Source organism: Deinococcus maricopensis DSM 21211 (assembly GCF_000186385.1).
Taxonomy (GTDB): domain Bacteria; phylum Deinococcota; class Deinococci; order Deinococcales; family Deinococcaceae; genus Deinococcus_B; species Deinococcus_B maricopensis.
In genome coordinates, this window is record NC_014958.1 from 1044788 (window position 1) to 1070186 (window position 25399).

The following is a 25399-nucleotide window of genomic DNA, read 5'->3' on the forward strand; positions in this document are numbered from 1 at the left end:
GCGCGCCCCGAAGGTGCTACGCTCGGCGGTTGAGAACCAGGGGCTCTGGTTCCACGCCATGAAATGCGGCCCGTGAGCCGTGTATGGAGGTCCAAGATGATTCGCAAGGAACGCGCCATTCTGGCGCTGGAAGACGGCACCGTGTACCGCGGGTACGCGTTCGGGCACCGCGGCGAAACAGTCGGCGAGGTCGTGTTCAACACCTCCATGACCGGCTACCAGGAAATCATGACCGACCCGTCCTACAACGGGCAGATCGTGACCATGACGTACCCGCACATCGGCAACTACGGCGTCGCCGTGTACGACATGGAAAGCAACAAGCCGTACGTGCGCGGCTTCATCGGCCGCGAGTTCTCCGGCGACTACAGCAACCACCGCGCCGAACAGGGCCTTGAGGAGTTCATGGTGCGCTACGGCATCGTGAGCATCCAGGGCATCGACACGCGCGCGCTCGTGCGCCGCCTGCGCGTCGGCGGCGTCGTGAAGGGCGTCATCGCGCACCGCAGCTACACGCACCCCGGCGACCCCTTCGGCGAATTCACGACCGAGGAGGAAGCGGAACTCGTGGCCCGCGCCCGCAACCACGCCGACATCGACGGGCGCGACATGACGCCCGAAGTCAGCACGCCCCTGCCGTACGCGTACCCCACGCTCCGCGAAGGCAAACGCGTCGTGTTGATGGACTTCGGGATCAAGCACACCATCATCAAGCGCCTCGCGGAAGTCGGCATCGAACCCATCGTGGTGCCCGCGCACACGACCGCCGCGCAGGTGATGGCGCTGCACCCGCACGGGCTGTTCCTGAGCAACGGCCCCGGCGACCCCAGCGCGCCCACGTACGCGCACCAGACCGCCTGGGAACTCATGGGGCTGATGCCGACGTTCGGCATCTGCCTCGGCCACCAGATCCTCGGCCTCGCCGCCGGCGGCCGCACCTTCAAGATGAAGTTCGGGCACCGCGGCGGCAACCAGCCCGTCAAGAACCTCCTGACCGGCAACGTCGAGATTACGAGCCAGAACCATGGGTACGCCGTGGATCTGGAGAGCATCCCGAACGGCGCGTTCCAGGCGACGCACATCAACCTGAACGACGGCACCCTCGAAGGCATGGCGCACACCCGCTACCCGGTGTTCAGCGTGCAGTACCACCCGGAAGCGTCCCCGGGTCCGCACGACAGCCGGTACCTGTTCGACCGCTTCATCGAGGAAATCGACAAGTTCGACGGCGCCACCGGCACGCCGGTCGAGAAGGCCAGCACCGGACGCCTCGGCCTGTAAGGCCTCAGGAGTATCTCCGAAAGGAGCACTGCCAGATCTCCTGGCGGTGCTCCTTTCGGCTGTGGAAGGGCCACAAGGGTGCGCGGCAGGGGAGGGGTGCAGCCACCAGCGGGAGAGTGTAAGAAGTTTGTGAGGCCCATGAAGCTAGGGCGGAGTTAGTGGCTCATGCGCCCCTGTAAAATGAGTACAATATGAGTCATCATATAAGCCGCTGTTTTCAAATTCGCTTCTTATAAATCGGTGATATTCTCCGCAAGTCACGGCGCAGACGCACCGTATGCATTCACGAAACCGCAGCATGTAAGACTCTCGTAATGCCGCTGCACTTAATCTAAAACTAGTTCAGGAGCAATGAAACATCTGGCGTTACACGGGCGCCTGCCAGATGCGGAGCGAGTGGCGCGACCGACAGAACCGAGGCCGAACACTGCCCGGAGCTGTCGGTCCTTTCATTCCCCGGAGGTAACCATGCGACCCGCTGCGCTCATCTTTGCCACCTTCATCCTCACCGGCGCGACCCTCGCGCAAACCGCACAGCCGATCACGCTGACCCTCACCCGCGACCTCGTCCGCACCGTCACCCAGAACGGCAAAAGCACCGAGCAGATCACGGCCAACGTCAAGAGCGTCCTCCCCGGCGACACGTTCATCGAGAACCTCACCGTCCGCAACACCACCACCAAAGCCCGCAACCTCACCGTCCGCCTGCCCGTGCCCAAAGCCGCGCAGTACATCGGCAACGCCACGCCCAGCAGCAACCGCTGGCAGGTGCAGTTCAGCGCCGACGGCGGCAAGACCTTCGCAGCCGCGCCCCTCAAACAGACCATCATCGACAACGGCATCAAAAAAGAAGTCGTCGTCCCCATCAACAAGTACACCGACGCCCGCTGGATCATCACGGGCCTGAAACCGGACGAATCGCTGAAGTTCAACTTCCGCGCGCAAGTCAAATAACGCCGTTCCCACACGTGGAGGATTGAATGAAGAAGTACGCCACCCTGATTTCCCTGATGACCGCCCTCGCCCTGGGCACCGCCAGCGCCGCCGGCGGGACTTCTGCCGGTACGGCCATTGAAAACACCGCGTACGCGTCGTACACGGACGATACCGGCACCAGCGTGACCGACCAGGCGTCCAATAAAGTCACCACGACGGTCCAGACGGTCGCGAGCTTCAGCATCACGCCGAACGACGGTGGTGCGATCGGCACGCCCAACCAGGACAGCCCCGGTCAGACGTGGAGTGGCGGTGCGAAGCCCGGCGATACCGTCAACTTCCGCTACACTGTCACGAACTCCGGCAACACGCCACTCGTCGTGGACCTCACGACCACGGACCGTACTGACACCGACGTCACGGCCGTCAAGTACTACCTCGACAACCCCAACGGCGGCGCTGGCAACGTTGGGGTCCTTGACGCCGGGGACACCCTCCTGACCGACACGAACGCGACCGGTACCATCGACACCGGCGTGATTGCCAATAACGCCGCGGGCACGGCCTCGGTCACGGTCTTCCAGGTCTACACCATTCCAGCTGCCGCCACCCCCAACCAGAAATACGGCGCCAACCCCAACGGCAAGGCGTACTACGACAGCACGCCTGACGCCGTTACCCCTGCCAACAACGCCTACACCGAAGCCACGGGCCTCGCGACGGACGACAACAACTTCAACCAGACCGTTATTTACACCCCTTCGGCTGTCGTCGGCCCGAGCACCTTCCCGGCAGGTGGTGCAAGTGGCACGTACACCGACGCGAACAACACGACCATCACCCGCAGTGGTGATACGCAGACGGCTTCCCCCGCCGCTGGCACCAAAACCGTTACGTTCGTCAACACCCTGAAAAACAATGGGACGCTTACGGACGGCTTTGAGATCATCAAGCCCACCATTGCCGGCGCGACCGTCACCATCACCCCGAACACCACTGGCGTGACGCTCACCGACACGGACAATGACGGCAACCCCGAAGTGAATAACGTCGCGTCAAACGGCGTCTTCAGCTTCAACGTCACCATCACCTACACGGGCACCCCCCCGGCTGGCGCGGTGTCGAGCACCATCGGTATCGAGTCGCTCGGTGATAGTGACACCACGGTTGAGGACACCACCACGAACGTCATCAACTTCCCTGGCGTTGCCTTCGGCGACCCTGACACCACGGTCAACGGTGGTAAGGCCAGCACCGTTGCCACCGGCAACCCCAACCCAGTGCAGCCCGGCAGCGTCGTGTACTTCCCCATGGAAGTCGGTAACACGGGCGGCGCTCCTGACACGTTCAACTTGAGCGGAACGGTGGGTGTCAAACTGACGGACGGTAGCACCCAGACGGTCAACGTCGCGTACTACTTGGACGCAAACGGTAACGGCACCTTCGAAGCCGGAACCGACACGCCCCTGGTCGACACCAATACCGACACTGACGCCCTCGTCGACACCGGCAGCATTCCCGCCGGTCAGGAAGTCAAGCTGATTGCAGCGGTGACCATTCCGACCAACGCGCAATACGGTACCTATACGCTCACCAACCAGCAGGCCAGCTCGACCATCACGGGCGCCAGCCAGCAGGATGTGAACGACACCCTGACCGTCGGCAAGACCGGCAACATGACGTTCACCAAGAGCTTCAGCAAGACCGACAGCACGGTCACCACAAACAACGCGGCGCCGAATGCCAACGTGACCTACTACATCACGGGCAAGAACAACAGCAACGCGAATGTCAAAAACTTTACCGTCAAGGACGCCACGCCCTCCAACACCACCTTCGTGAGTGTCCTTGGGGAAGTGTTCAGCGCCAACGGCACCAAGTTGACCACAGCCAAAGTCCTGTACAGCACCGACAACGGCACCACTTGGAGCGCCACGGCCCCCACCAACCTCACCGGAAATGTTCTGGTCGGTTACAGCTCGGACGGGGACAACACTATCAGCGTCACGGACATCATCACCCCGGGCCAACAGGTTGTCGTGACCTTCGTCGTCAAGGTCAACTGAGCCTCTTTTGCGCGCCTGCCCCCAGGGCGGGCGCGCCCCTCAACACGAGACGCGCCGCTGGCGCTTTGCGCACCACCCCTTTTGCTGACTCTGTTTTGCTCGTGGTTCTCGTTCGCCCTCAGCCTTCAAGGGAGGCACCGTGCTCAAGCTCAACTTCATCGCGAGATTCCTGCCGGTGGCGCTGCTCTCCCTGGGCTGCGCCCTCGCTGTCGGAACGCCCGCGAACACCGTCATCGAGAACGTCGCGTCCGCGACGGCCACCCTGGACACCCCCGGCGGTGATGAGACCGTCGAACTGCTCAGCAACGTGGTCCGCACGACGGTCTTGCCCGTGTGCGCGCCGAGCGTCGTTCCGAACGGCACCCTGAGCGCCCCGGGGCAGACGCTCGCGCGGTTGCCCGGGGAGAGCGGCGTGTTCACGTACACCGTGACGAACGGCGGCAACGACCGCTTCGCGCTCGCACTCACCGCCGACGTGGACGGCGCGTCGAACTTCACGCCGGACGTGCAGGTGATCGTGGACGCGAACGGGAACGGCAAGCTGGATGACGCCGACATGCCCGCGAGCAGCGTGACCCTCGCAGCGGACGCCCGCGCGACCGTGTTCGTGAAGGTCACGGCGGGCGCTGCCGCGCGCGGCAACGCGTTCGTGAACCTGGCAGCGGCGTGCGGCGCGGCGGACGGCGGTGCGCGCGACGCGGACAACGTGTCGCTGCTGAAGGTCGGCGAGCCGCCCGCGCTGGTGCTCCGCAAGACGTTCGGGAGCGCGACGGTCCGCCCCGGCGAGGAAACGACCGTGCGCGTGGACGTGCAGAACACCGGCGCGGGTGATTCCCGCGAGGTCGTCGTGACGGACGCGCTGGACACGCCGGACATGGCGGACTTCACGTTCGTGCCGGGCAGCGCCACGTCCACGGCGGGCGCCGTGAGCTTCAGCGGTGACGGCGTGACCTTCGCGGACGCCGAGCCGACCCCGGTGCGGCAGGTGCGCTGGCGCCTCCCGACCGTCCCGGCGGGCGCCACCGCCAGCCTGACTTTCCGCCTGCGCGTGCCTGCCTCGGCGGTGGGCGCCCGCGCGAACACCGTGACGCTCGCCACGCCGAACACCCCGGCGCTGACCAGCACGGCGCGCGTGGACGTGCGGTACACGCCGGCCCTCGCCATCGGTCCCGTCGGGAACGCGCGCGCCCTGCCGGGCGGCGAACTCAGCGCGGACGACACGCAGACGCGCGTGTCCGCGGTGCTGCGCCAGCCGGTGTGCTTCGTGCACACCCTGGCGAACCTCGGGGACCAGGACGACGCGGTGACGCTGCGCGCGGACCTGCAGGCCGGCGCGGCGGACGTGACGTTCACGGCGGAGGACGGCGGTGCCCTCGCGCAGCCGCTGCCGCTCGCGCGCGGCGCGAGCGTGAACGTCCGCGTGTGCCTCACGCCCACCGGCGCGAGTGCCGGCGCGGACGCCCTGCGCGTGCTGATCACGGCGGTCAGCAGCGTCGGCGCGCCCAGCAACGCCACCATCGACCGCGTGACGAGCGTCGCCACGGTCGCCCCGGACCTGAACAAGACCGTGAATGCGGACGGCACCGTCACCGCCGGCACGGAGCTCACGTACACGCTCACGGTTCACAACCCGTACGCGTTCGCGCTGGAAGGCGTGCGCGTCACCGACCCGCTCAGCGCGCAGCTGACCTTCGTGCGCGCCTCGGACGGCGGTGCGTTCGCGAACGGCGCGGTCACCTGGGCGCTCGGCGCGCTCGCGCCCGGCGAGACGCGCACGCTCACGCTGGTCACGACCGTGAACGCGGACGCGCCCGACGACGTGGTCGTCGAGAACACCTTCAGCTTCGTCAGCACGCAGACGCCCACGCCCGTGCCGTCCCCCACGACGCGCACGCCGGTGTACAGCAGCGGCCTGCCCATCACGAAAACCAGCACGCCCACCGTCGTCACCGTCGGTGACCGCATCACGTACACCATCACGCTGCGCAACCCCAGCCGCAGCGCGACGTTCCGCAGCGTCGAAATCGAGGACGACATGCCCCGCGGGCTCTCGTACCTGCCCGGCACGGCCACGCTGGACGGCCGCGCCCTGCCCGACCCGACCGTCAAGAGCGCGGGCGCCCTGATCTGGACGGTCGCGGACCTGCAGCCCGGACAGCAGCTGGTGCTGAAGTTCGACGCGCGCGTCACGCCCGAAGCGGGCGACGACCTCGTGAACGTCGTGATCGCGCGCGCGCTCGGCATGAACGGCTCGCGCGTCACCAGCAACTTCGCGCGCGCCGCGAACAAGACCGACCCGGCGCTGTTCGTCACGCGCGGCGACCTCGTCGGGTACGTGTTCATTGACCGCAACCGCGACGGCACGTACCAAAAAGGCTTCGACCAGCCCATTCAGAACGCCCGCGTGGTCCTCGCGAACGGCCGCGTGGCCCTCACGGACACCGAAGGCCGCTACCACTTCGCGGGCGTGCAGGAAGGCTTCGCCGCCCTGCGCCTCGACCCGAGCAGCGTCCCGTACGCCGCGCTCAGCGTCCCTCAGGACGGCGCGCGCGACGGCAGCCGCGGCGTGTTCATCCGCAACCTCACCAGCGTCGACTTCCCGCTCGGCGCGCTTGGCGGCGACATCGCCGTCCTGCGCGACACGACCGTGCGCGTCGGCGACCTCACCATCTTCAAGCAGGTGTTCACGACCGCCGAACGCGGCGTGTACCTCACGCAGCTGACCCTCAGCTCCCCCCGTGACCTGCCGGACTTCTTCCTCGACGATCCCCTCCCGGACGGCGCGCAACTCCTCGACGGCCAGAACGCCGCGCGGGACGCGACCCTCACGGCAGGCACCCACATCATCACGTACCGGTTCCGGTTCGCCGGCGACGCCAACGCCGCCGTCACCGACCCGAACGCCGGCTGGAGGTACTGAGCGTGAACCGCGAAGCCTTGCCTCTGCTCACGGCGCTGCTGGCCGCCAGCGCCGGCGCGCAGGAACTCAGCAGCAGCCTGCCCCTCACCAGCGTCGGCAGCAAACTCATGTGGACGGTCGGCGACCAGGACCTCCGCCTCGTCGTCGGCATGGACGCGCGCGTCCGCCTGGAACTGTACAGCCCGCAACTCGATCCGGACGACTACCGAAGCCCCGACGAGTACGGCGACGAGCACTACGACGCGCAGCCCGTCACGACGACCTTCACGCTGCTCGGCGACGCCGGACAGGTGCTGCGCCAGCAGACCTTCGGTGCCGGCAGCCACGACTGGCAGGCGTTCCTCGACCAGGACCTGCCCGGCGGCACGTACACCCTCAAGGTCCGCACCGAAGGCAACGCGAAGAACACCTTCGCCGTCCGCGTGAACAGCGTCAGCGCCAGCGTCGAGGCGGACCGCGTGAACGTGAACGTCCACGCCCGCGACTGGACGCCTGCCGTGAACGTCCACAACGACGGCGGCCCGCTCAGCCTGCGCCTGTACGACGGCGACGGCGCCACCGAACTCGAAGCGGAACTGCGCGACGACGCCGGCCACACGTACCCCGTGAAGGTCAGCGGTCAGCTCGACTGGGAAACCATTCAGGTGCCCGAAACGCCCGGGAACTACACGGTGTACCTGCGCCAGCCCGTCACGGCCCGCCAGTACAGCAACACCGTCGGCTTCAGCCTGTTCCGCAGCAGCGACGCCCAGGTGCCCCTCACCATCGCGCGCGCCGACACCACCGGCCGCCTGACCCTCACCGCCGAACTGGTCCTGCCGAACGGCACGCAAAGCACCACCGCACCCGTCCAGGTCGGCGACCGCACCCTCACCGTGAACGGCACGCAGACACTCACGGTGCCCGCGCAGGCGTACGCGCTGCACGCCGCGCCCGTCGCCGGCGCGGCCGTGACCCTGAGCGCACCGAGCGTCACCGTCCGCAAGGGCGAAACCGCGCAGGCGAAGGTGCAGGTCCGCCCAAACGTCCAGCTGACCCTCAAGGCCGACAAGGACCTCGTGTGCGTCGGCGACGTCGTCACGTTCACCGCCACGGCCCGCACCGCCTTCGCCGGGGACCTCCCCGCCGAGCTGCGCGCCTCGCTGCCCATGAACCTGCAACCCGTCGGGGCCGTCGAGAAGACCGCCACCCTGAACGCGCAGCGCCCCACCGAACTGCGCTTTGAGGCGCGCGCCGTCCTCGCCGGCGCCGCCCAGGTCCGCGCGGACCTCGGCCCGTGGGGCCAGTCGCAAACGACCGACCTGCGCGTCCTCGCGTCGACCACGCAACTCGAACTGCGCCGCGCGGACCTCCCCAGCGCCCTGCCGGGCGAGACCGTCAACGTCAGCTTCACCGTCACGAACGCCAGCGGCGCCCCCGCCGACTTCACCGTCGAGGACCAGCCCGGCGCGAACCTGCAGGCGCAGGCCAGCACCACCTTCAGCGGCACGCTGCAGCCCGGCGAGACGCGGGAACTTCGCTACCCCGCCCTCGTGGTCGGCCAGAGTGGCGACACCACCACCGCGCAGGCTACGCTCCGCAGCGCCTGCGAAGGCGTGCAGACCAGCAGCGCTGCATTCACCGTCGCCACGCCCGCCGAAGCGCCCACCCCCGCGCCGCAGGCGGCGCCCGCCATCACGCGCGAATCCACCGTCCGCATCCCGTTCGACGCGCCGAAAGTCGCCACGCAGCTTGTCATCGCGCACGCCCTCCCTGCGGGCAGCACGTACGTGCCCGGCAGCAGCACCCTCGAAGGACACGCCCTCCCCGACCCGGTCATCGGCACGTCGGGCCGCGCGTACTGGACGGTGCCCGGCAGCCTCCGCGGCCTGCTCACGTACCGCGTCACGCACACCGGCGCGCTCCCCACGCTCAGCAGCCCCGCCCTGATCGGCAAGTACGCCTTCGGCCGCCGCGAAGTGCTCGTCGGCGACGCGAACCTCGCCGACCTCGACGCCGCCACCCCCGCCGCGCAGGCCGCCCCGCAGGAAAACGACGGCGACCTGAAACTCCCCCTCGCCGGCACCGTGTACCGCACGCGCGACAAGATCAGCATCAGCGTCGTCGGCACGCAGAATGACCCGCGCGTCCTCACCGTGAACGGCGCGCCCGTCACCGAAGCCAGCCTCGGCGGGAAAACCCTCGACCCCACCACCGGCCAGGTGCGCCTCGACTACGTCGGCGTGAACCTCCGCCCGGGCGAGAACGTCCTCGCGTACGGCGACCAGACCATCAAGGTGTACCTCGCCAGCGCCGCCGTGAACGTCGAATTCACGCCCGTGAACCTCGAAGCGGACGGCGTCACGCCCCTGCGCCTCAAGGTCCGCGTCGTCGACGCGAACGGCCTCACGCCCGACCTACCGGCCCTCACGCTCGACAGCACCCTCGAACCCACCGCGCAGGACGCCGCGCCGAAAATCGGCAGTTACCAGGTGCGCCTCACGGACGGCGAAGGCACCCTCGAACTCCCCGCCCTCACTGCCCCCACCCGCTTCACGGTCCGCGCACTCCTCGGCGCCAAAGTCATCGAACGCAACTTCGAAGCGACGCCCGGCGGCGGCAACGTCGCGGTCGGCTTCGTCAGCGCCACCGCCGGCCTCGGCGGCAACCCCACCCTCAGCGCCCGCGGCCAGGCGTACGCCGAACAGCGCCTCGGCAGCGGCAAACTGTACGTCGCCGTCACCGGCGGGTACGACGCCACCCTCAACGACGGCCAACTGACCGGCGCGCCCACCGACGAGCACCTCCCCACCACCGCCAACCCCACCGTCCGCTACCCCGCGTACGGCGACGCCAGCACCGAACAGCTCGCCCTGCAGGGCATGGACCCCGTCGCGTTCCGCTACGAACACCCGACCTTCAACGTCCAGTACCGCCAGGCGCCCGTCCCCATCGACGTCTTCAGCATCGGCGAGACGCCCACCGCCCTCAGCGGCTTCACCCGCACCAACCCGCAAGTGAGCGGCTTCGCCGCGTGGCTCCCCCGCGACCTCGGCGACGACACCCTCATCCCCGACGGCACCCGCGTGCTGCGCCTCAGCCACACCGGCGCCGTCCCCGACAGCGAAACCGTGCAGCTCGTCACGCGCGACCGCGTCACCGGCGCCGTCACCACCACCACCCTCACCCGCTACGCCGACTACACCCTCGACCCGGACGCCGGCGTCCTGTACCTCAGCAAAGCCATCACCGCCGTCGACGAGCACCTCAACGACGTCCGCCTGCACGTCACGTACCGCGTCCTGAACCGCAGCGAGAACCGCACCCTCGGGTACGGCGCGCAGGTCAAAGGCACGTTCGGCGCGTTCACCGCCGCCGCCGCCGTCGTCCGCATGGACGGCGTCACCAGCACCGGCGCGCGCCTCACGTACGACACGCAGGCCACGCACGCCAGCGTCACCGGCGCGTACGCCGACGGCGTCATGCTCGCCGCCGACGCCCGCACCACCTACGCCGCCGGCGACGCCACCCTCAGCGCCCACTACCAGGACGCCAGCTACGACGGCCTCAACAAAGGCACCGCCGGCTTCGGCGTGAACGCCAGCGCCAACTACGCCTTCACGCCCGCCCTCACCGGCACCGTCACCGGCCAGTACACCCGCACCCTGAACGCCGACGACACCACCACCGAAGGCGGCACCGTCACCGCCCTCGCCCGCTACCGCACCGGCGCCCTCGCCGTCGGCGGCGGCCTCAAAGCCGGCACCGGCACCGAAGCGGGCGTCAGCGCCGTCGCCAGCGCCAGCTACGACGCGAACCCCTTCAGCGTCAGCGTCCAGCACGCCCAGCCCATCAGCGCCGGCACGCAACAACCCACCACCGACATCACCACCAAAGTGCAGGTCGCACCGAACGTCACCCTCGGCGTCACCGACACCATCACCTGGGGCGAAGGGCAACGCGCCAGCGTCAGCCTCAACAGCAAACTCGGCGGCACCAACCTCAGCGCCGCCTACGACCTCCCCACCGCAAGCGGCGAAGGCAACCGCGCCCGCTTCGGCGCCGACACCAGCCTCGCCCTCACCGACCACCTCACCCTCGGCCTGAACGGCAGCGTCACCCTCGCCGTCCAGAACGGCGCCAGCACCTACAACGCCGGCGCCAGCCTCCGCTACACCCAGGACCGCCTCACCGCCACCGCCAAAACCGACTTCAGCGTCACCCAGGGCCGCCTTAAAACCGTCCTCGCCGGCGGCGTCACCTACAGCCTCAGCGACCAATGGACGCTCACCACCGACGGCACCACCGTCCTCGGCAGCGACCCCGGCACGCGCTTCACCGTCGGCACCACCCTCCGCGACGGCCCCTGGCAGGGCCTCGCCTACGCCCGCTACCAGACCGGCAGCCTCGCCGGCGGCACCCCACAACTCACCGGCGAAGCCAGCCTCGAATACCACCGCGCCACGTACGCCGTGCGCGGCAACCTCGCGGCGCGCACCAACCTTAACGACCCCGACAGCTTCACGTACCAGCCCAGCGCCAGCGCCACCTGGTACGTCACGGACCGCCTCGGCCTCGGCCTGAACGCTCGCGCGCTCCTGCAACCCGCCGCCGGCTTCGCGCAGTACGGCTACGGCGCCGAAGCGAGCCTGCGCGTCCTGAGCGGCACGTGGCTCACCGTCGGCTACAACCTCAAAGGCTTTGATGGCGTCGGCAGCAGCGTTTACACCCGCCCCGGCGCGTACCTCCGCCTCGACCTCCTCCTCGACGAAGGACAACGCAAGTGATTCACCGCACCCTGAAGGGCCTCCTGACACTGGCGGCCCTTGCAACCTCCAGCATGGCGGGCGCCGTCTCCAGTTACTGCACCGGCATCTACGCTGCGCAGTCCACCGGGGCCCTCGCGTACTTCAACCCGGTGGACAACAGCTTCCAGGCCATCTCGACTTCAGGCGTGACCAGTCCGAACGCACTGGCCCTGAACACAAAAGACGGCACACTGTTTTACGCCAACCAATCCAGCCGTCAAATCTATAAGTTCGACCGGCAGACCAAGCAATCCACACTGCTGTACACCTCCCAATACCAGGAGATCGGCGGCACCTTCGGAGCGAACGGCATCTATTACATGCTCGGCCCTGACGGGTACCTTGATCGTTACGATCCCTCCAGCAACACGTACGGCTATACCGCCTTCACAGGCGCCACACTCAACTCCACCACCAACGGCGATATTACGGTCAGTCCTACAGGACAGGCCTACGCAGTTCTGGACCGTAAGCTCGCTGACGGAACGGTCGAAGCGACCCTCTACAAGCTCGACTTATCCAGCGCCGTCCTGAGCTCGCCTGTTCGCCTGACCTACAACGGTGCCAACTTCGTGCCGGCCAACGGCGGTGTGAACGGCTTGGCAGTCGATCCCGTCACAGGCACGTTCTATATCAGCACCACAGACACCACCAAGCCCGGAATTTACAGCGTTAATACGTCAACGGGCACTCTGACACTGAAAACCTCGGCCATCAGCAATGTGGTGGACTTGGCCACCTGCCCTGAAGTGCCGGACACGCCCGCCATCAGCAAGGGCTTCAGCCCCACGGCGGCCACGGCCCTCCCGGCGACCACGACGCTGACCCTCACCATCGGCAACACCAACAAGGCGGAGTACTACACATACGCGGCGTTCACGGACACCATGCCGGCCGGCATGACCGTGGACAGCTTCACGACGACCTGCCCCGCCGGGAAGGTCACGGGCACCAGCACCTCCCTCACGCTCGCGGCGAACACAGCCCTGCCGGTGGATGGGTGTACCATCACGGCGCGGGTGCGGGTAACGGCGACGGGCGTGTACACGAACACGGTGGCAGCGGGGGACGCGCAGACGTCGGTGGGGAACAACGTGGCGGCCAGTGCGACGTTCACGGTCAGCCCGCCGAGCCTGAGCCTCACGAAAACGCTGACGGGCTCGCTCGCGGTCGGCTCGACGGCGACATACACGCTGGCGGTTACGAACGCGGCGTCCAGCGTGGCGACCATGGGGACGCTGAGCGTCGTGGATCAGCTCCCGGCGGGCGTCGGGATTTCCGGTCTGAGCGGGCAGTCACGTGGCACGTCGAACGGCGTCTCGTGGACGTGCACGTACCCGGATGAGAGCGGCGCCTACCAGCCGAGCGGGCAGCCCGTGACGTGCACCGGGACGGGCACGCTGGCGACCGGGGCGACGAGCACCTTTACATTGCCGGTAATTGTCGCGCCGGACGCCGCGTCGAGCGTCACGAACTTCGCGGCTGTGGGGGGCGGCGGCGACCCGTACAACAGCGGCGTGGCCCCTACACCCGGGAGTGCCTGTACGAACATGCATTGCGCGTCGAGCACGAATGCGGTGACGGCCGCGCCGACAGCGCCGGCCACGTGCGCGACGGGCGCGACCACGAACCTCCTGTCGGGGGGGACGCTGTCGGGCTTCCAGGACAATGACACGGCGGCGGCGACGACGACGGTGCCGCTGGCGGTGAACGCCGGCGCGTACACGAAAGGGGTTGGGGCCGGCGGGGCGTTTATCGTGGACATGGACTGGGCGTTCAACAACGGTGTGGGTACGAGTTCGAACGTGGCCACGTTGACGCTGTACGTGAACGGCACGGCGTACGCGCAGCTGGCCACGACCAGCGGGTACAACGGGCTGGCGACCATCACGGCCAGCAATGGCGCGACGGTTTCGACGACCAGCCTGAACCGCAACCGGTACGCGCAGAACGCACCGAATAGTTACGCGCTGCTGAAGAGCTTCGTGACGCTGCCGGCGTCCGTGACGGGCGTCAGCAGTGTGGAGGTGCGCTACCAGCCGAACGCGGGTGGGACCAGCGGCCAGTCGGATGATTTCGCGTACATCATCCGCGCCCTGAACGGCTGCAATCCGGGAACGGACGTGCAGGTGACGAAGGTCGGCCCGGCGTCCATCGTGGCGGGCGGGACGGTGACGTACACCATCACGCTGAAGAACGCGGGGGTGCTGGCGGCGTCGAACGTGAAGCTGACGGACACCCTGCCAGCGGGGGTGACGTTCGTCAGTGCGAGCCCGGCAGCCACCAGCACGAACGGGACGCTCACGTGGCCGCCCGTGGCGACGCTGGCGGTCAACGCGACGGCGTCGTACACGGTGGTGGTGACGGCGCCGTCCAGCGCGGCCATTGAGGGTGGAGTGAAGTCGTTTACGAACACGGCGCAGTTCACGTCGGACACGCCGGACACGAACGCGGGCAACAACGCCGCGCAGGCGCAGACGAACACGGTGTACGTGAAGCTCTCGAAGCTGGTGCGGAACGTCTCGCGGGGCGGCATGTTCGCGCTCGCGGCGGACGGGAAGCCGGGGGAGACGCTGGAGTACTGCATTTCGGCGCAGAACCTGGGCGGTGGGGACGCGCGCGGCCTGACGCTGCGTGACGCGGTGCCGGCGAACACGGCGGCGCTGCTGGACGGCTACGGCGCGGGCCTGGGCGTGCTGTACGTGACGGGCGGCGTGGCGGCAGGGAGTGGGACGCCCACAGGGACGGCGTTGACGTCGTCCAGCGCGGACACGGACAGTGCGAGCCTGTCGAGTGCGGGCATGAACGTGGGGCCCACGACGCTCGCGGCGGGAGCGCAGGCGGCCGTGTGTTTCCGCGCGAGCATTAAGTAAGCCTCCTGACGGGGCGTGCGTGCCCAGGCCATTCCGCTCAGGGATGGTCTGGGCACGCTTGCTACACTCCCGTCATGAAACAGAAAGTGGCTCAGCTGGTGGCGCAGGCGCGCGGTGGACGCGTGGTGCGCACCGCGTTTATGGACGCGGATGACCTGGATCGTCGGGCGCTCGCGGATGATGAGGTGCGGCACGTGATCGCGGGGGGGTTCCCGGACGCGCGGCGCGTGGTGTTGACGCTGCATCCGGCGCACATTCCGAGTGTGGATGCGGGGGTGACGGTGCTGCGGTTCATGCCGGAGGTGCCGGGCTGGGACGTGCAGGATTTCGCGGTGCAGCTGAGGCAGCTCGGCCTGCCCGAGGAGCAGCTGGGGGATGTGCGCGAGGAGCGCGGGTCGTTCCTGGTGGCGGCGACGGGGAAGGCGGCGGGAACGCTGGCGGACCTGACGAGCCTGGGTGGCCGGGACGTGAGCGTGGAGGAAGTGGGGGAGAGCGCGGGGCGCGGGAACAAGCTGCGTGAGGTGGTCGTGCCGAGTATGCGCGTGGACGTGGTCGGTGCGAAGGGCTTCGGGGTGAGCCGGGCGTACTTCCAGCAGGGGATTGATGGGGGGAAGGTGCGCCTGAACGGGCAGGTGGCGCGGGCGAGCAGTGAGATCCGCGAGGGGGACAGCCTGTCGGCGGAGGGGCTGGGGCGCATTGATTTCAAGCGGGTGGTGAACGAGACGCGCCGGGGGAACTTCAAGGTGGAACTCGACGTGCACCGTTAAGCACGCGCCACGCTGTGGCGTGGCGGCGCAATGATAATGCGCCTGCACGCTGAGCGCGTCAGAATTGCGTGTGCTGAGGGGTGGAGTGGGTCTGGGGGGTGCCGGGTCCGGTGGGGACTGCAGGCTGGTGGCGTGCGGCTGGGAGCGTTGTGGGGGGTGGCCGTGTATGAACGCCTCATCAGGTGGGGCGTGATGTTTCTGTCAGGTCCGGCGAGTAGGCTGGGTTTAGACGTGAATGGCGGTGTGATCAGCGTCTGGGCGCGGTTGTACGCCGTTTGGCGGAGCGCTCCCGCCCTTGTGGACACCTCAGAAACTTGATATACTCAGACTCAAGTTTTTTGGGCGAAAGGAGTTATGAACATGCCCACCGAAACCATCCACAGCCACACCCCGCTGCCCGCCAACGTCCCGGTCTGCCCGGTACGCGGCAGCGTCATTTACCCCACCATGGTCCAGCACATCGACGCCAGCCGCACGCTGAGCATCGAAGCCATCGAAGCGGCCATGGGTGAACACAAAGTCATCCTGATCGTCTCCCAGCGCGACAAGGACATCGACGACCCCGCCGGCACCGACCTCTACGACGTCGGCACCGCCTGCACCGTCCTGCGCGTCCGCAAGAACCCCGACGGCACCGTCCAGATGCTCGTCAACGCCATTGCCCGCGCCCGCGTCAGCAACTACACCAAGGGCGCGTACCTGCGCGGCGACATCACCCCTCTCGACACCGAAACCGGCGACGCCGTCGAACTGCAGGCCCTCGTGCGCGAACTCAACGACAAGTTCGAGCACCTCATCCAGGGCGGCAAGTTCATGAGCCCCGAAGCCGTCCAGACCATTCAGGGCAAGGACGATCCCGGCGAAATCGCCGACCACATCGCCTTCAACATGGACTTCAAGGTCGAGGACAAGCAGGCCGTCCTCGAAGCTGCGCGCCTCACCGACCGCCTCCGTAAGGTCCTCACCCTGCTCGACGCCGAACAGGAAGTCCTGCAGGTCCAGCAGAAGATCCGCCAGCAGGTCAAGGAAGAAATCGACCGCAACCAGCGCGAGTACTACCTGCGCGAACAGATGAAGGTCATCCAGAAGGAACTCCAGGGCGGCGACGACGGCGAAACCGACGAAGCCGAGGAATTCCGCAAGAAGATCGACGCGCTCGACCTGAAACCCGAAGTCAAGAAGGAAATCGACCGCGAAGTCAACCGCCTCGCGCGCATGCACCCCGACGCCGCCGAAGCGGGCGTCATCCGCACCTACCTCACCTGGGTCACCGACCTGCCGTGGAACACCCGCAGCGAAGACCAGCTGAACGTGCAAGACGCCGCCAACACCCTCGACGAGGACCACTACGGCCTCGAAAAGGTCAAGGACCGCGTGCTGGAGTTCCTCGCCGTGCGCCGCCTCCGCCAGGAACGCGCCGAACGCGGCGACATCAACACCGAGGACGTCAACAAAGGCCCGATTCTGGTGTTCACCGGCCCTCCCGGCGTCGGCAAGACCAGCATCGCGCAGTCGATCGCCAAGAGCCTCGGCCGCAAGTACGTCCGCATCGCCCTGGGCGGCGCGCGTGACGAAAGCGACATCCGCGGTCACCGCCGCACCTACATCGGCGCGATGCCCGGCCGCATCATCCAGGGTCTGCGCGCCGCCGGCACCAAGAACCCCGTCGTCCTGCTCGACGAGGTCGACAAGCTCGGCAGCAGCTACCAAGGCGACCCCTCGGCCGCGCTGCTCGAAGTGCTCGACCCCAGCCAGAATCAGCACTTCACCGACCATTACCTCGGCGTCCCCTTCGACCTGAGCGAAGTGATGTTCATCGCCACCGCGAACTACCCCGAGCAGATCCCGCCCGCGCTGTACGACCGCATGGAAGTCATCGACTTCAGCAGTTACATCGAGCAGGAGAAACTCGAGATCGCCAAGCGCTACCTGCTGCCCCGCCAGATCACCGCGAACGGCCTGAAAGCCAACCAGATTCAGATCACCGACGCGGCCCTCGAGAAGCTCATCTCGCACTACACCCGCGAAGCCGGCGTCCGCAACCTCGAACGCGAGATCGGCACCGTCGCCCGCAAGGTCGCGCGCCGCATCGCCAGCAGCGAACTGAAACGCGCGAAGGTCACCGACAAGGAACTCGAACGCTACCTCGGCCAGCCCCGCTACCTCCCCGAGCACGAAGCGCGCGAAGACATGGTCGGCGTCAGCACCGGCATGTTCTACACGCCCGTCGGCGGCGATATCCTGTTCGTGGAAACCAGCATCATGCCCGGCAAGGGCCTCGTCCTCACCGGCCAGCTCGGCGACGTCATGAAGGAATCGGCCCGCGCCGCCCTCACGTACGCCAAAACGCACGCGGAACGCTTCCGCATCCCCCGCGAACGCCTCGACGACAGCGAGATTCACGTGCACGTCCCGGCCGGCGCGATCCCTAAAGAAGGCCCCAGCGCGGGCGGCGCGATGGTCACCAGCATGATCAGCGCCCTCACCGGCATCCCCGCCCGCCGCGACGTCGCCATGACCGGCGAAATGACCCTCACCGGACGCTACCTGCCCATCGGCGGCCTCAAGGAGAAAGTGCTCGGCGCCCGCCGCGCTGGTATCCGGCACATCATCCTCCCGAAAGCCAACGAAGGTGACCTGCGCGACATCCCCGCGCACCTGCGCACCAGCATGACCTTCCACGTCTGCGAAACCGTCGATCAGGTGCTCGATGTGGCCATCGTCGGCGGCATCGCCGCCCTCGAAGGCAAGACCGAAAAGGCCCCCAAAGCGCCCGTAAAGCCCCGCAAAGCCGCGCGTGACAGCGCCGCCAGCGCCTGACCCCCAGCCCTGCAAAGCCCCCGCCCATGAACACGGGCGGGGGCTTTTCGCGTGCGTCTGCTCATGCCACTCAGGTAAGGTGAAGCGTATGGTTCCCCTGACCTTCCTGGTCGCCAGCCCGCACCTCAACGGCGGGATGTTCGAGCGGAGCGTCATCCTGCTGCTCGAACATGACCACACTGGCGCGATGGGCCTCGTCATCAACGCCCCCACCGAACTTGCCATCGGGGAATTGCTGCCGCTCGCGCAGGGCCGCCAGGAGCGCGCCTGGGTGGGCGGTCCCGTGGAACCGCAGGTGGGCTGGTGCATCTACGAAAAGCCCACCGGCCGCGCCGGCGAGATGCGCCTCGGCCCGAACCTCTACGCCACCAGCAGCCTCGACGTCCTCGACGGCGTGCTCTGCGACGACTGCCGCTTCATGCTCCTGCTCGGCTACGCCGGCTGGCAACCCGGACAGCTCGACGCGGAACTCCGCAACGGCACGTGGCTGTGGGTGGAGGACGGCGCGCACCTCGTGTTCGACACGCCCGCCGAGGACCGCTGGGCCGAAGCCATGCAACTCATCGGCGTGAAACCCGACACCATCGTCCCCGGCGGCGCCCAGGCGTAACCTGCCCGGCGCCTACCCGCTCGCTTCGGGCGCGTCCGTCAGCGCGAACGCCACCGCTTCCTCCGGCAGCAGGGGCCGCGCGAACAAGAACCCCTGACCGTGCGTGCACCCCGCGTGCCGCAGCGCCTGCAGCTGCGCTGCCGTCTCGATACCCTCCGCGATGACGCTCATGCCGAGCTGCGTGGCGAGCTGCGCGATGCCGCCCACGATGCGCTGTTGCCGCTCGCTGCCCGTCACGCGCGCCGTGAGCGCCCGGTCCACCTTCAGGCGGTCGAACGCCACGCGCTCCAGCGACGTCAGGCTCGACGTGCCCGTCCCGAAGTCGTCCAGCGTGAGCGTGCACCCCAAGTTCCGCAGGGTGTCGAGCGTCCCGAACGCCGCGCTGCCGCTGTCCAGCAACCCCGTCTCGGTCACCTCGAACTCCAGGTCCGGCGCGCTACGCGCGTGCGTCACCAGGTCCGACACGAGCGGCGTGTCCAGCAGCTGCCGCACGCTCAGGTTGATGTTCATGCGCGTGCGCAGGTGCGGGTGCGCTGAACGCCACGCGCGTTGCTGCGCCGTCGCGGCCTGCACCACCCACAGGCCCACCGCGCGGCTCAGCCCGCCCGTCTCCGCGACGTGCAGGAACTTGTCCGGGCTGAGCAGCCCCCGGGTGGGGTGCGGCCAGCGCAGGAACGCCTCGAACGCCACCACCCGCCCGTCCGCGAGCCGCAGGATAGGCTGGTAATGCAGCTCCAGGCCCTCGTCCCGCAGGGCCGCGCGGAAATCCTCAAGCAGCTCCAGCTCCTGGCGCGCGGCCTCGTGCATGCCCGCCTCGAACAGGGCCGTGCCCCCAACGCCGCGACCCTGTGCGCGCCGCAGGGCCGTCAGGGCGTCCTGCACGCTGCCCTCCGCGTTCGCCCCGGCCGGAACGAGGGCCAGCCCCACGCTCGCCGTGCGCGTGGTCGGCGTTCGCCCGAGCCGGAAGGTGGGCAGCATCGCCGCGTGGACGCGTTGCGCGACCCGCGCGGCATTCACGGGGTCCTGCACGCCCCACAGCAGCACCGCGAAGGTATCCTCCGCGAGGCGCGCCACCAGGTCGCGGTCACGGAAAAGCCGCTGCAGGCGCGCGGCGACCTCCACCAGCAGGCGGTCCGCCGCGGCCGGCCCGAGGACCGCCTGCACGTCCCGGAATCCGTCCACGCTCACGACCATCACGGCGGCGGGCGCGTCCCGCAGGGTGCCGTCCAGCCGCTCCAGAAAGTGCGCGCGGTTCGCCACAGACGTGAGCGGGTCGCTGGTCGCCCGCTGCTGCAACTGCAACGTACTGCGCCGCTGCGGAGTGAGGTCATGCAGGGCCACCACGCCGCCGAAATCCTCGGGAAGCGGGTCGGCGCGGACCAGCAGGTGCCGGGGCGCGTCCGCACGCGGCGTGAGGGTAATTTCCTCCGGCGGCAGCGTGCCGCCGCTGGCCACAACGGCTGGCGGCGCGGCGTGCCCGGCGGGCCACCGGGTCCGTGCCGACCACGTGTCGGGTGTGAGGCCGCCCGGATCGACCCCCAGCAGCTCCTGCGCGGCGTGGTTCGCGCGCTGGACGTGCCCGGCAGGATCGAGCAGCAGCACACCGTCGTGCGTGGCCCTCAGGACGGCGTCCAGCGTCGCCTCGGCGGCGCGCAGCGCGCGGTCACGCGCGTTCGCGGCGGTCCGGTCCGCCCACAGGACCGCCGCGTGCCCGCCCGCGGACGCGCAGAAGCGCACGTCGTACGCCCGCCCGGCGTGCGTGACGGCGAGCGTGGCGGGCACGCCCCCCAGGGCCTCCGCGAGGGCGTCGCGGACGCGCGCACTCGGGAGGCCCCCCCACACGCGCGCGTCCGTCAGCGTCCGCGGGCGCGCCGGGGTGAGCGCCCGGAACGCCGCGTTCGCCCGCACGATCCGCCCATCGGCCTGAGCAATCACGGCGGGACCGGGCACGGCCTGCAGGACGGCGTCCACCTGATCGTCCGCAAGCGCCTCGTCGGTGGCGTCATGCAGCGCCCACACCAGACCTCCCCGGGCGGGGCGCACGGTGCCGCGGACGGACCGTCCCGCCCGGCCCGCGCCCACGAGCGCCGCGCGCGCGAGCGGCAGCGCCGCCTGCCGACGCTCAAACAGTGCCGCGCGCGCCTGCGGCACGTACGCGCGAATGTCACTTCCGGTCGCCGCGCCCGGCTCCAGGGCCAGCAGCGTCAGCCAGGCGTGGTTCACCTGCTGCACCGTCCCGTCCGCGTCGGTCAGGGCGAGCGCCACCGGCAGGTCAGGCAGCCAGACGCCGCCCTCCACGTCCCCGGGCGCGGCGGGGCGGTCCGGCGCCCCGAGCAGCGCCTCCAGTGCCCCGGTCAGCGCCGCGCCCGGGACGTCAGGCGTGTGCAGCAGCCCCACCAGCGTGCCTGCACGCATGACCCAGTGCAGGTGCCCGGCGTCCAGCCAGGCGTCCGGCACCTCCAGCGTGGCCGCGCCGGTCGCCTCGGTGCCGCCCGCATGCACCCGGTACACCAAGCCGCCACTCAGGGCCAGCACCTCCCCGCCGGGCGCGTGCGCCGACAGCAGCGCCGCCGCCCGCGCCAACTGGTCGCCGGGGGTCACGCGTGCATCTTGCGCGCGCGCTTCTCCGCTTCAATCGCGCGCTGCAACTCACTGATCTGCCGCAGCAGCCCCAGCTGCTCGGCGGGCGGCGCGCCCAGCACCTGTTTCTTCAGGGCGTCCACCTCCGCGCGCAGCTGGTCGATGCTCAGCGCAATCTGAATTTCATCCGTGGCCTGCGCCGCGTACGCGGTGCGTTTCTCCTCGTACTGCTCGGCGGCGCTGCGCGAGTGCGCGCCCGCGTCCCGCGCTTCGAACATCAGGCGGATCAGCAGCTGCTCCTCGGGCTGCCCGCGGAACACCTCCAGCACCTCCTCGGAGCGGCGCGTGCCGCGCGCGGCCAGCACGACCTTGCGGACCGTTTCGTTGTGGAACGGCACGTGCCCGTCGAGCTTCGCGAGGAGGGTCGGGTCGATCAGCAGCTGCTTCAGGAGGGCCAGTTCGCGGTCCTCGTCGTGACGCTGCGTGCTCATGCCGGCCAGCTGCGTCTTGGAGAGCGTTTTGCGCTTCGCCTTGGAGGAAATCCAGTCGAGCAGCGCCTCGGGCTTGATGCCGAGCCGCTCGCAGGCGATGTCGCGCATGCGGCTCGCGCCTTCGTCCAGCGGGTCGAGGTTCTGCATGCGTGGCAGCAGGCTCATCAGCACCTTGCGTTTCCCGTCGCTCGTGGCGACCCCGTACGCCTCCACGGCGGACTGCACGCGGTACGCGACCTCGTCGAGGCCGCCGGCGAGCGCGGCGCGCAGGGCGTCCATCTCGCCGGCGAGGATCGCGTCGGCGGGGTCCTTGCCGTTCGGGACGCTGAGCGCGCGGACGTTCAGGCGTGCGCCCACCACCTGATCCAGACCGGCCAGGGTGGCTTTCTGCCCGGCCTCGTCGCGGTCGAACAGCAGCGCGAGTCGGCGCACGCCCTGGCGTTCCAGCAGCGTGGCGTGCTCCGCGGTGAGGGCGGTGCCGAGCGTCGCCACCGCCGTGGTGAACCCCGCTTGCTGCATGGCGATGACGTCCATGTACCCCTCAACGACGACCAGTTCGCCCCCGTCGCGCACCTGCCCGCGCGCCTTGTCGAGGCCGTACAGCAGTTCGCCCTTCTTGAACACGTCCGTTTCCGGGGTGTTCAGGTACTTCGGCTTCTCGTCCCCGAGGACGCGCCCGCCGAAGCCCACAAGGCGGCCTAGGTGGTCCCGGATGGGGAACATCACGCGGTTCCGGAAGCGGTCGTACACCCGCCCGGTCTCGTTCTCGATGAGCAGGCCCGCTTCCAGCAGTTGCCGCTCCGGGACGCCGCGCGTGCGGGCGCGCTTGAGCAGCCCGTCCCACCCTTCGGGCGCGAAGCCCAGCTCGAAGCGCTCAATGGTTTCGTCCGTGAGGCCACGGCGGCGCAGGTACGCGAGGCCCTCGCCGCCCAGGTGCTCCCGGAAGTACTCCAGGGCGAACGCGTTCACGTCGTACAGGTCGCGGCTCTGCTTCTCGCCGTACCGCGTTTCGACGGCCACGCCGACGCGCTCCGCGAGTTTACGCAGCGCGTCCCCGAAGCTCAGGTTCTCGGCGCGCTGCACGAAACTGAACGCGTCCCCGCCGGCCTTGCAGCCGAAGCAGTAGAAGTAACCCTGCTCCACGTCCACCTGGAACGACGGGCTTTTCTCCTTGTGGAACGGGCACAAACCCTTGAGGCGGCCCCGCCCGGCGGGCGTGAGCTGCACGTATTCGCCGATCAGTTCGGCGATGTTCAATCTGGCGCGAACGTCCTCTTTGGTACCCACCGGGTTTCACCTCCTCCTTGAGGTTAGACCCTCAGTGTACGGCGGCCCCCGGCGCTCTGCGAAGAGAGGCAGAGCACAGACAGCCGCGGGGACGCCCACCCGGAGGTGGGCGTCCCCTTCGGGGTGGAGCCTCAGTTGACGAACGAGAAGCCTTCGTCGTCCAGCCGCACGACGTCCAGGCCGAGGTGGTCGTACGCGGCGGCGGTCGCCACGCGCCCGCGCGGGGTGCGTTTGATGAAGCCCAGCTGGATCAGGTACGGCTCGTACACGTCCTCGAGCGTGAGGGCGTCCTCGCTGATGGCGGTGGCGAGCGTGTCCACGCCGACCGGGCCGCCGTCGAAGCGGTGAATGAGCGTCTCCAGGTACTTCTTGTCGCGGTCGTCCAGGCCGGCGGTGTCGAGGCCGAGTTTGTCGAGGGCGTCCTCGGCGCGTTCCTTGGTGATGCGGCGTTCTCCGGCGACCTCGGCGTAGTCGCGGACGCGGCGCAGCAGGCGCTTGGCGATGCGCATGGTGCCGCGCGAGCGCGCGCCGACCTCCATGGCCGCGTCCAGTTCGAGGCCCAGGTCGAGGGTGGTGGCGTCACGCATCAGGCCGAGGGCGATCTCCTCGGGCGTGTAGTACTCAAGGTGCTCGATGATGCCGAAGCGGCTGCGCATGGGCGCGGTGATCAGGCCGGGGCGGGTGGTGGCGCCCACGAGCGTGAAGCGCGGCAGCGGCAGCTCGATGGTGCGGGCGGCGGGGCCCTGCCCGAGGACGATGTCGAGCTTGAAATCCTCCATGGCGGGGTAGAGGTGCTCTTCGGCGACGCGGCCCAGGCGGTGGATTTCGTCGATGAACAGCACGTCGCCCTCTTCGAGGCTGTTGGTGAGGATCGCGGCGAGGTCGCCGGGTTTCTCGATGGCGGGGCCGCTGGTGACTTTGATGTTCACGCCCAGTTCGTACGCGATGATGTGCGAGAGCGTGGTCTTGCCGAGGCCGGGGGGGCCGAACAGCAGCGTGTGGTCGAGCGCTTCGCGGCGGGCCTTGGCGGCCTGCAGGTACACGCTGAGTTTCTCCTTGAGCCGCGCCTGGCCGACGTAGTCTTCCAGGCGCTTGGGGCGGTTGGCGAGATCCGGCGCTTCCGTCATACCCACCATGTTACGCTATTTGCGAAATAGGAGTGTGTGACTGGGCGCCACCCCGACTCCTCACCGCAGAACCACCGCCAGGAGCAAGCAGAGCGGCCGGGGCGACCGCCCCGGCCGCCCCACGCCCCCGCTCAGTACGTCCGCAGCAACGCCGGCAGGTCCCGCGCGAGTTCTCCCTGCGTCACCGCGAGACCGTCGTACACCCGCACGAAATGCCCGTCGCGGCTCACCACCGCCACCTGATCACTGTGCACCAGCGTCGCCGGCCCACTCGCCTCCGCCTCGGACTTCGCCATGCCGGCCATGTGCGACATGTGCGCGGCATGCTCACTCGCCGCCGGCGGCGCGTCCGAACGGGCGTACACGAAGAACGCCTTTTGCAGCGCCACCATGTTCGCGCTCGTGCCCGTGAACCCACGGAAGTCCGGGTTGAACTTCCCGAGGTACGCGCGGACCACGTCCGGCCGGTCCACGAGCGGGTCGACGCTCACGAAATCCACCCGCAGTTGCGCACGCTGCGCAGGCGTCAGGGTCTTGTACGCCCCGGCAAGCACACCCAGCGTGATCGGGCAGATGTCCGGGCAGTGCGTATACCCGAAGAACACCAGCCGCACGCGCCCCGCCCCGTCCGTAAAGCGCGCCGCGCGCCCATCTTCGGTGAGCACCGACACGGCCGGGACTGCGGGCCGTGCGTCCAGCGCCGTGCCCGCCCGCAGGGGCTGCGGCGCGAACTGCCGGTACGCCAGCACGCCCCCCAGAACGACCGCGACCGCCACCAGCATCCACGTGAGCCACTTCATGCGCGCACGCTACCGCGCAGGGCAGGGGAGAGGTGTCCTGCACGCGCACGCCAC

At 68.7% G+C, this 25399-nt stretch carries 13 protein-coding genes; 9 read left to right on the forward strand and 4 right to left on the reverse strand.

All coding sequences use genetic code 11. From position 1 onward, the window contains the following. The first annotated feature begins 96 nt into the window (after window positions 1–96). From carA to DEIMA_RS04855, 9 genes are all read left to right on the forward strand, one after another. Window positions 97–1281, forward strand: coding sequence for a glutamine-hydrolyzing carbamoyl-phosphate synthase small subunit (carA, locus tag DEIMA_RS04815; protein WP_013556109.1), 1185 nt, complete (start codon window positions 97–99; stop codon window positions 1279–1281). Window positions 1282–1749: 468 nt separating this feature from the next. Then, on the forward strand, window positions 1750–2235 hold the full coding sequence (locus tag DEIMA_RS04820) for a hypothetical protein (RefSeq protein WP_013556110.1): 486 nt from the start codon (window positions 1750–1752) through the stop codon (window positions 2233–2235). A 26-nt stretch (window positions 2236–2261) separates the two neighbouring features. Continuing rightward, the gene (locus DEIMA_RS04825; protein ID WP_013556111.1) at window positions 2262–4283 is read left to right on the forward strand and encodes a beta strand repeat-containing protein; all 2022 of its coding nucleotides are present in this window, start codon (window positions 2262–2264) and stop codon (window positions 4281–4283) included. 139 nt (window positions 4284–4422) lie between these two features. Then, window positions 4423–7203, forward strand: a complete 2781-nt coding sequence (locus DEIMA_RS04830; protein WP_013556112.1) for an isopeptide-forming domain-containing fimbrial protein — start codon at window positions 4423–4425, stop codon at window positions 7201–7203. Window positions 7204–7205: 2 nt separating this feature from the next. After that, on the forward strand, window positions 7206–11969 hold the full coding sequence (locus tag DEIMA_RS04835; RefSeq protein WP_013556113.1) for a porin family protein: 4764 nt from the start codon (window positions 7206–7208) through the stop codon (window positions 11967–11969). After that, window positions 11966–14863: a DUF11 domain-containing protein gene (locus DEIMA_RS04840; RefSeq protein ID WP_013556114.1), complete on the forward strand. Its 2898-nt coding sequence runs from the start codon at window positions 11966–11968 to the stop codon at window positions 14861–14863. Before DEIMA_RS04835 ends, DEIMA_RS04840 begins: the two co-directional genes overlap by 4 nt. A 74-nt stretch (window positions 14864–14937) precedes the next feature. Next, window positions 14938–15630: a S4 domain-containing protein gene (locus DEIMA_RS04845; RefSeq protein WP_013556115.1), complete on the forward strand. Its 693-nt coding sequence runs from the start codon at window positions 14938–14940 to the stop codon at window positions 15628–15630. 360 nt (window positions 15631–15990) lie between these two features. Then, on the forward strand, window positions 15991–18450 hold the full coding sequence (gene lon / locus DEIMA_RS04850) for an endopeptidase La (protein ID WP_013556116.1): 2460 nt from the start codon (window positions 15991–15993) through the stop codon (window positions 18448–18450). Between the two features lie 88 nt (window positions 18451–18538). Next, the gene (locus tag DEIMA_RS04855; protein WP_013556117.1) at window positions 18539–19060 is read left to right on the forward strand and encodes a YqgE/AlgH family protein; all 522 of its coding nucleotides are present in this window, start codon (window positions 18539–18541) and stop codon (window positions 19058–19060) included. Window positions 19061–19072: 12 nt separating this feature from the next. Here DEIMA_RS04855 and DEIMA_RS04860 read toward each other — a convergent pair whose 3' ends face one another. The 4 genes from DEIMA_RS04860 to DEIMA_RS04880 all read right to left on the reverse strand — a co-directional run bounded on the left by DEIMA_RS04860 (window position 19073) and on the right by DEIMA_RS04880 (window position 25345). Further along, entirely contained in the window at window positions 19073–21661 is a 2589-nt protein-coding gene (locus DEIMA_RS04860) for a GGDEF domain-containing phosphodiesterase (RefSeq protein WP_013556118.1), read from the reverse strand. Beyond that, entirely contained in the window at window positions 21658–23418 is a 1761-nt protein-coding gene (gene dnaG, locus DEIMA_RS04870) for a DNA primase (protein ID WP_013556119.1), read from the reverse strand. The genes DEIMA_RS04860 and dnaG overlap by 4 nt, the downstream gene beginning before the upstream one ends. 131 nt (window positions 23419–23549) lie before the next feature. Next, window positions 23550–24545 (reverse strand): Holliday junction branch migration DNA helicase RuvB, encoded by a 996-nt coding sequence (ruvB, locus tag DEIMA_RS04875; protein ID WP_043816475.1) that lies wholly within the window; start codon window positions 24543–24545, stop codon window positions 23550–23552. A gap of 131 nt (window positions 24546–24676) precedes the next feature. Then, the gene (locus DEIMA_RS04880; protein ID WP_013556121.1) at window positions 24677–25345 is read right to left on the reverse strand and encodes an SCO family protein; all 669 of its coding nucleotides are present in this window, start codon (window positions 25343–25345) and stop codon (window positions 24677–24679) included. Window positions 25346–25399: the final 54 nt, after the last annotated feature.